The following is a 6,437-nucleotide window of genomic DNA, read 5'->3' as shown; positions in this document are numbered from 1 at the left end:
GGGGTGGGGGTCCGGGGGGGCGTGAAGGTCGAGGTGGCCGTATAGGTCGCCGTCGAAGTGGCGGTCTGGGTCGCCGTGTTGGTCACCGTGAAGGTCCGGGTCGGCGTGGAACTGGCCGTATGGGTGAAGGTGGAGGTCGAGGTGCTGGTGATCGTGGGCGTGGAGGTCGCCGTGCGGGTCGAAGTGGAGGTGAAGGAAGAAGTCGCGGTGAAGGTCCGGGTGGCCGTGAAAGTGTGGGTGGAGGTCCCTGTCTCCGTGGCGGTATGGGTATGGGTCGAAGTGAAAATAGGCGTGGCGGTCCGGGTCGCTGTCGAGGTCCCTGTATGGGTGGAGGTGGAGGTCCGGGTGGCGGTGGAACTGGCGGTCGAACTGGGGGTGAAACTCCGGGTCGCAGTGGAAGAAGGCGTTGGGGTCGCCGTCGAGGTCGCGGTCCGGGTTGAAGTGGCCGTGGAACTGGGTGTCGAGGTACGGGTCGAGGTCGAAGTGGAGGTGCCTGTCGAAGTCGGTTGGGCCGTGAAGGTCGAGGTGCTCGTGGATGTCGGTTGGGGCGTGGAGGTCAGGGTGGGTGTGCAGGCCAGGGTCTGGTTGGTGACGGTATTGGAGAGAAGACCGGCCGTTTCCAGGTCCGATTCGGCGGCCTGGTTGGGGATGACCTCCCCGCAGGTCAAGGGCACCACCTGGAAGGTCAGGGTCCCCGATCCGCCCGGGGCTAGGTAGCCCACGTCCCAGATCAGGTCGTCCCCCACCCGGGAGGTCACCGGGATGCTGGGACTGCTCCCCATGGAACCGTCCACATAGGCGGTCCCGGCGGGGATGGTGTCGTTGATGACCATCCCGTCCACCGGCGAGGTCCCCACATTGGCGTAGGTGAGGGTGTAGGTGATGGTGGTTCCGGCGGCCACCGTTCCGGAGGGGCTATTGGCCTTGGTCAGGGTCAATTGGGGCGTGGGGCAGGTGATCCATTGCACGTCGTCCACGAAGCCGAAGCCGTAATGGCCGCCCTGGGCGCAGTCGTAGTCGGTGATGCGGAGGGTCGCCTGTTGGCCCGCGTATTTGCAGAGGTTGATGGTGTATTGGGTCCAGGGCAGGTAGCCCCAGTCGTTGGGCGTTCCCTGGATGGCGCAAAGGGTGTTGTCCCCGCTGGCGGTGAGGCCATCCACCACGATCTGGCCCAGGTTGTTCGACCAGGTATAGCGGATCGTGGCCACCACCGCCCCGCCCACCAGTACGTCCGCCTGAAGGTAAGTGTCGCTGGTCAGGTCGTTCTCCAGGTAATGGCGGTCCTCGAAGACCCCGGCGAACCAGAAGGAAAGGCAGCATTGGCCGTTGGTCGGCACCCGGTCGGTCTGTTCGATGCTGGCCCAATCGGCGTGGTTGTTGTCCCCACGGCCCGAAAAGAGCTGAACGGCATAGGCGCCGTTATGGACCATGTTCAGGCCGCCGTTGGAATTGGTGGCGGGCCCGGAGGTCACGATCGAGGCGCTGGGCAGGCAGACGACATTGGCCCCTGAATTGGTGGCGGTGGTCCAGCCGCCCGTGTTGCCGGTCTCGAAACCGGGATTCACCCAGGCAAAAGCGGACCCCGCGCCTTCCAAAACCAGCACCAATTCAAGGAAAACAAGCTCTGTCAGCGTTGATAAACGGAAATGATGGATCATCCCCAAACCTCCGTCCCCATGGGAGGATTTAGCGAATGTCAGTTGGATCGAATTTTTGGTCTTAGGTTGTGAGGCCCTGAAGGAGGGAAAGACAGGAGAGGGGTTTCAGCCGGTCTCGGATCACTTCTCGATTCCAATATAGGATGCCGCGGAGGTTTGGAAAGTCGATTCGGAGCCGCCCATTCTCAAAGAGACCGACAAAAGGTTAAACGTAAGGCAAAACTCTTAAAAGCCAATGAATTGAGCGATGGAGATAGGGATGGTCGGTAAAACGGTTTCAAAAAATATCAGAGAAATTGATTCGCGGAATTTTTACGCGTTGATTAAAACTAAACTTTTGAAAGCTGGCGGGTTGCGGCGGACGGTTTCTTCTGGGGTGTCGCTTTGCCGGACAAGATCTGATCGGCCAGGCTAGTGGCATTCTCCATTTTCGGATACCGAACTTCCCGATAGCCCTTCACATCCTCGGGCAAGGACAGAACCGCCACCCAGCGCTCGTACATCTCCGGGCTCGTATATTCGAACTTATCGACCATCCCCTCGTACCAGGCCCTAAAGGCCTTTTCCCGCTTGTGCCAGGCGGGCATCAGGCGGCGCAGGAACTTCATGTGCTTCATGACGTTCAACATCCAGTCCCGGCTGTTGAAATCGAACTCGATCTCCATGCCCAGGATGTCGAAGTGGGGCCGGTTGAAGTGCTTGTAAACGATGCGGTCCCCTTTGGCGAGGTCCACCTTGTAGCGTTTGGCGTCCTTCTCGTACTTTTCCGGACTGGTCAGCAGGTGGGCCACATAGACCTCGTCCTTGATCTCCATGACCTTGTGCAGGTACCGCACGACCGCCTTGGTGGCTTCGAAATCGGCCGCTTTGGAGTCCTTCTTCAAGGTCGCCAGGACCCGATCCGCATAGCGGCGGGCATAGGCGGCGTCCTCGAACTCGATGAGGTCATAGAGCCGGTTCACGAACTGCACCCGGGTCTCCTCGTCCCCTTCCCAGGCCTGCAGGAACTCGGTGGACATGGCGGCGTAAGCCTCGGCGCGTTTCGCGCCCAGGATGGAGGCCTTCTTGGTCATGACTTCCTGGAAGCCCATGCGGACCTCGGCGTTGTAAAACTCGGGGTGGATGGCCACGTGGCGGCCCAGGTGGAAGGCGTCGATGTTGTGCTTGGCGGCGCTGGGCGGGAAGTTGTCCTTGATGGCCTCGATGATCTCGTTCAAGGAAAGGGGCAAGAGCCCCCGCTGGAAGGCCACCCCGACCAGCACGATGTTCACGAACACCTTGTTGCCCAGGTATTGCTCGGCGATGAGGCTCAGGTCCCCGCCGAAATAGTCCTTGGTGTATCGCTTGAAAAGCTCGCTCAATTCCTCGGGCGAGAAATCATCCCGGCCCAGGAGGGTGAGGATGGTGTGGGTCTTATGGGTGTTCACCACCGAGTGGGTGTATTCCTTCGACCCGATGCGGAACTGCAGGCGCGGGTCCAAGCCCCGGGCCGATTCAAGGATGTCGAGGCCCAGGAGCAGGTTGGCCTTGCCCTGCGGCTGGAGGGGTGAGACGACCTTCTTTTTCTTCGAGAGGGTGATCTGGGAATAGACCCCGCCGTTGCGGATGGCGATCCCCTTCTTGTCGCAGAAGGTGATGTGGTAGCCGTGCTTCTCGGCCGCCCGTACCAGGACGGAGGTGGAGGAGCCGATGCCCATCCCGCCGACCCCCGCGATATAGGCCCGCCAGTCCTCCTGGAAGTCGGGGACGACGGGCATGGGGATCATGGTCGGATCGGGCAGTTTGGGCGACTCGGGCTTGTGGTTGCGGATGATGGTCAGTTCCTCGAAAGCCGGGCAGGCCTTGACCCTGGTGCAGGCCATGTCGGACACGCAATAGGAAAGGTCGGTGCTCATCTTGGGGCCGTAAACGGTGTTCTCGATGGCCAGGCCGGGACAGCCGGTCAGCCGGGTGCATTCCAGGCAGAGCTCGCAGGTATGGTCGTTGACGTTGATGCGTTTCTGGACGGGCAGGTAGCCCTTCTTGGCCTTGGCCCGGCTCACTTCGCGGCGCTTGCGGCGGTGGAACGTGATGCCGCATTCCTTGTCGGCGATGACGAACTTCACGCCCGGTTCCAGGATCATGTCCTCCAGGATCTGCCGGTAATCCTCCCGCTGTTCGGGGTTCACCCGCGCGATGGAGACGTCCTCCCCCTTGGTGAGGCCCTCCAGCACCTTCTCGATGTCCTGCCCGAAGGTGGGGTTGCCCATCAAATCCTTCTCCATGCCCGGGTGGGGCTGATGGCCGGTCATGGCGGTGGTCTTGTTGTCCAGGATCACATAGAGCACGTCCTGGTTGTTCTTGATGGAGTCCGACACCTCGGCCAGCCCGGAATGGAAGAAGGTGGAATCGCCCACGAAGCAGACCGATTTGTTGGTCGAGAAGGGCGAAAGTCCGGCCCCGGTCCCGCCGCCCAGCCCCATGCCGATGTAGTTGTGCATCAGGGGGCCGTTGGGGGGCATGAAAAGCAGCACGTAACAGCCCGCGTCGCCGTGGAACAGGATGTCGATCGGTTCCCGCTTGTGGGCCTTCTTCATGTAGGCAGGGTCCTTGAAGTCGGCGACCAATTCGAGGAAGACGGAGGACGAATCGCGGTGGGGGCAACCCGGGCAGAAGGAGGGCGTGCGCAGGGGGATATCCACCTCGAACTTCTCCAGGCCCTCCATGAACTGGAGTTCCTTTTTGACCCTGGGCGTGGAGATCTCGAAATGGGAAAGAAGGGGCCCCAGGGTCTTCATGACCACCGCCGGGCTCAGGCCCTGGTCCGATTGGAAGGGGGTCAGGGCATCCGGGAAGGTCTTGCCCCAGACCTTGGGCATCTTGGCGAGCTTCTCCGATTGGTAAAGGTCCATGGCGATGTTGCGGACCTGGCTCTCGATGAACCGACGCTTCTCCTCGACCACCACCAGGGTATCGGTGAGCTTGAGGACCTCCTCGACGGTCTGGGGGTCCACCGGATAGGTCATCCCCAACTTCAGGATCGGGAACTTGCCCGAAAGCCCGAACTCGGACAGGGCCTGTTCCAGGTAGGTATAGGAGGCCCCGGCGGTCACGAAGGCGAAGGGCGCCTTGGCCTTGGGGTTCAACAGCTGGTTGATGCCCTTTTTGCGGACGGCCTCCAGGAGACGGGGGAACTTCTGGTTCAGGGTCTCCTTCTCCAGGGGCACGGTGTGGGGCGGAAGGACGATGCTGTGCTTGATGTCGAAGGTGGAGCTGTCGATCGTGGCCTTGTTCAGGGTGCTGAAGCCCTTCGGGGGCTGGTTGGGATGGACCTCCACGCTTCCGCCGCCCTCGGCGGTGTAGGTGATCAATAAGTAGGCGATGAAGAGGTCGGCCTCCTCGGAGAGCTCAAAGGCGACCTTCATCCAGTCCTTGATCTCCTGGAAGGTGGACGGTTCCAGGACAGGGATGAAAAGATGGTCGGAAAGGCGGCGGGAATCGACCGGGACCTGGGTGGTATCGCTCCAGGGATCGTCCCCGATGACGATGACCCCGGCCCCTTGGTGGTCCTTCTTGGCCAGGGACCCGGCCACCAGGGCGTCGGCGGCTACGTGGAAACCGACCGATTTCATGACCGTGACGGCCCTGAGGCCCGCCATCTGGGCGCCGTTCAGGCGCGCGGCCGAAAGGGCCTCGTTATTGGCGATCTGGGCGAGGATGCCGTGTTCTTTGAGATAGGGGGCGGCGTTGGCGGCGGCTTCGAAGACATCGGCCACCGGGGATCCCGGATAACCGGTCAAAAGGCTCATCCCGGCTTCCAGCCCGCCCTTGAGGATCAGTTCGTTACCGGTATAGGTCTCGGTGCCCTGGTCTTTGACAAAACGTGGGTCCATGTATGGCATTTACCTTACACGCCGGATTTGGGCTTTTCAACGATACAAAGGGGTTTCGTTCCCCCGAAAAGGCGTTAAACCTTTCCATTGGACGTTCCAGGGGACCCAACGGAACGGCGAAAAGCTTCTTGGTCAGATGAAGAGGAGCGGATCGAGGGGCTTGTTGTTCTTGTTGCGGAGCTCGAAATGCAGGTGCGGGCCCGTGACGCGGCCGGTGGCGCCGACGCGGCCGATCAAGGTCCCCCGCCTGACATGGGTCCCCGCCTTGGCGTAGATCTTGGAAAGATGCCCGTAATAACTGTGCATGCCGTTCGAGTGGGCCAGGATGATGAGGTTGCCGTAACCGCCCGAGACGCCCGTGAAGATGACCTTTCCGTTGGCGGCGGCGTAGACGGGATCCCCGTATTTGGCCTTGAGGTCCACGCCGTTGTGGTGGCGAACCTCGCCCGTGATGGGATCGGTCCGGAAGTTGAAGGCTGAATTGATCTTGGCCCAGCGGCCCAAGGGATCGCCGAAGAAACCCCGGTGACTGAAGTAATTATCCCATTCCTTGACCATCAGGATGGGTTTCACGTCGGGGATGAAGACCACGTCCCCTTCCTTGAGGCTTTGCCAGAACCAGGTGAGGCCGTTCTCCTTCTTGACCACCTTCTCGGTGGTGGCGAACATCTCGGCGATCTTGGCGACGTTGTCGTCCTTCTTGACGGTATAGAGGACGCCCCTGCGGGAAAGCATGAGGAGCTGCTGCTTGACCCGGGCGATGAAAGGCATGGTGGGATTGGCGCCGATGAGGGTGTAGAGATCGGTGTTGTTGGCCTTGGCGATGGTCCAGTAGTTCTCCCCCATCGCGATGTGGTGGATGGTCACCGCCACGGTCTTGGAGCGGAGGCGTTTGATGTCGATCTCG

3 protein-coding genes are annotated in these 6,437 nt (G+C 61.1%); all 3 read right to left on the bottom strand.

Features of this window, described 5'->3' with window-relative positions; genetic code table 11:
- Positions 1-1,658: hypothetical protein (locus VHE12_10050; protein ID HVZ81116.1), on the bottom strand; the 1,658-nt coding region annotated here is incomplete at its 3' end.
- A 329-nt stretch (positions 1,659-1,987) separates the two neighbouring features.
- Positions 1,988-5,530 carry a DUF6537 domain-containing protein gene (locus VHE12_10045; GenBank protein ID HVZ81115.1) on the bottom strand — a complete coding sequence of 1,181 codons (3,543 nt, stop codon included), beginning with the start codon at positions 5,528-5,530 and terminating at the stop codon, positions 1,988-1,990.
- Positions 5,531-5,662: 132 nt separating this feature from the next.
- A partial coding sequence (locus VHE12_10040) for a LysM peptidoglycan-binding domain-containing M23 family metallopeptidase (protein ID HVZ81114.1) occupies positions 5,663-6,437 on the bottom strand: 775 nt, incomplete at its 5' end.

The sequence above is a fragment of the bacterium genome (assembly GCA_035549195.1).
Taxonomy (GTDB): domain Bacteria; phylum Oederibacteriota; class Muellerivitia; order Muellerivitales; family Muellerivitaceae; genus DASZRK01.
Note: the sequence above shows the minus strand (reverse complement) of the source record. Positions and strands in the feature narration are given on the sequence as shown.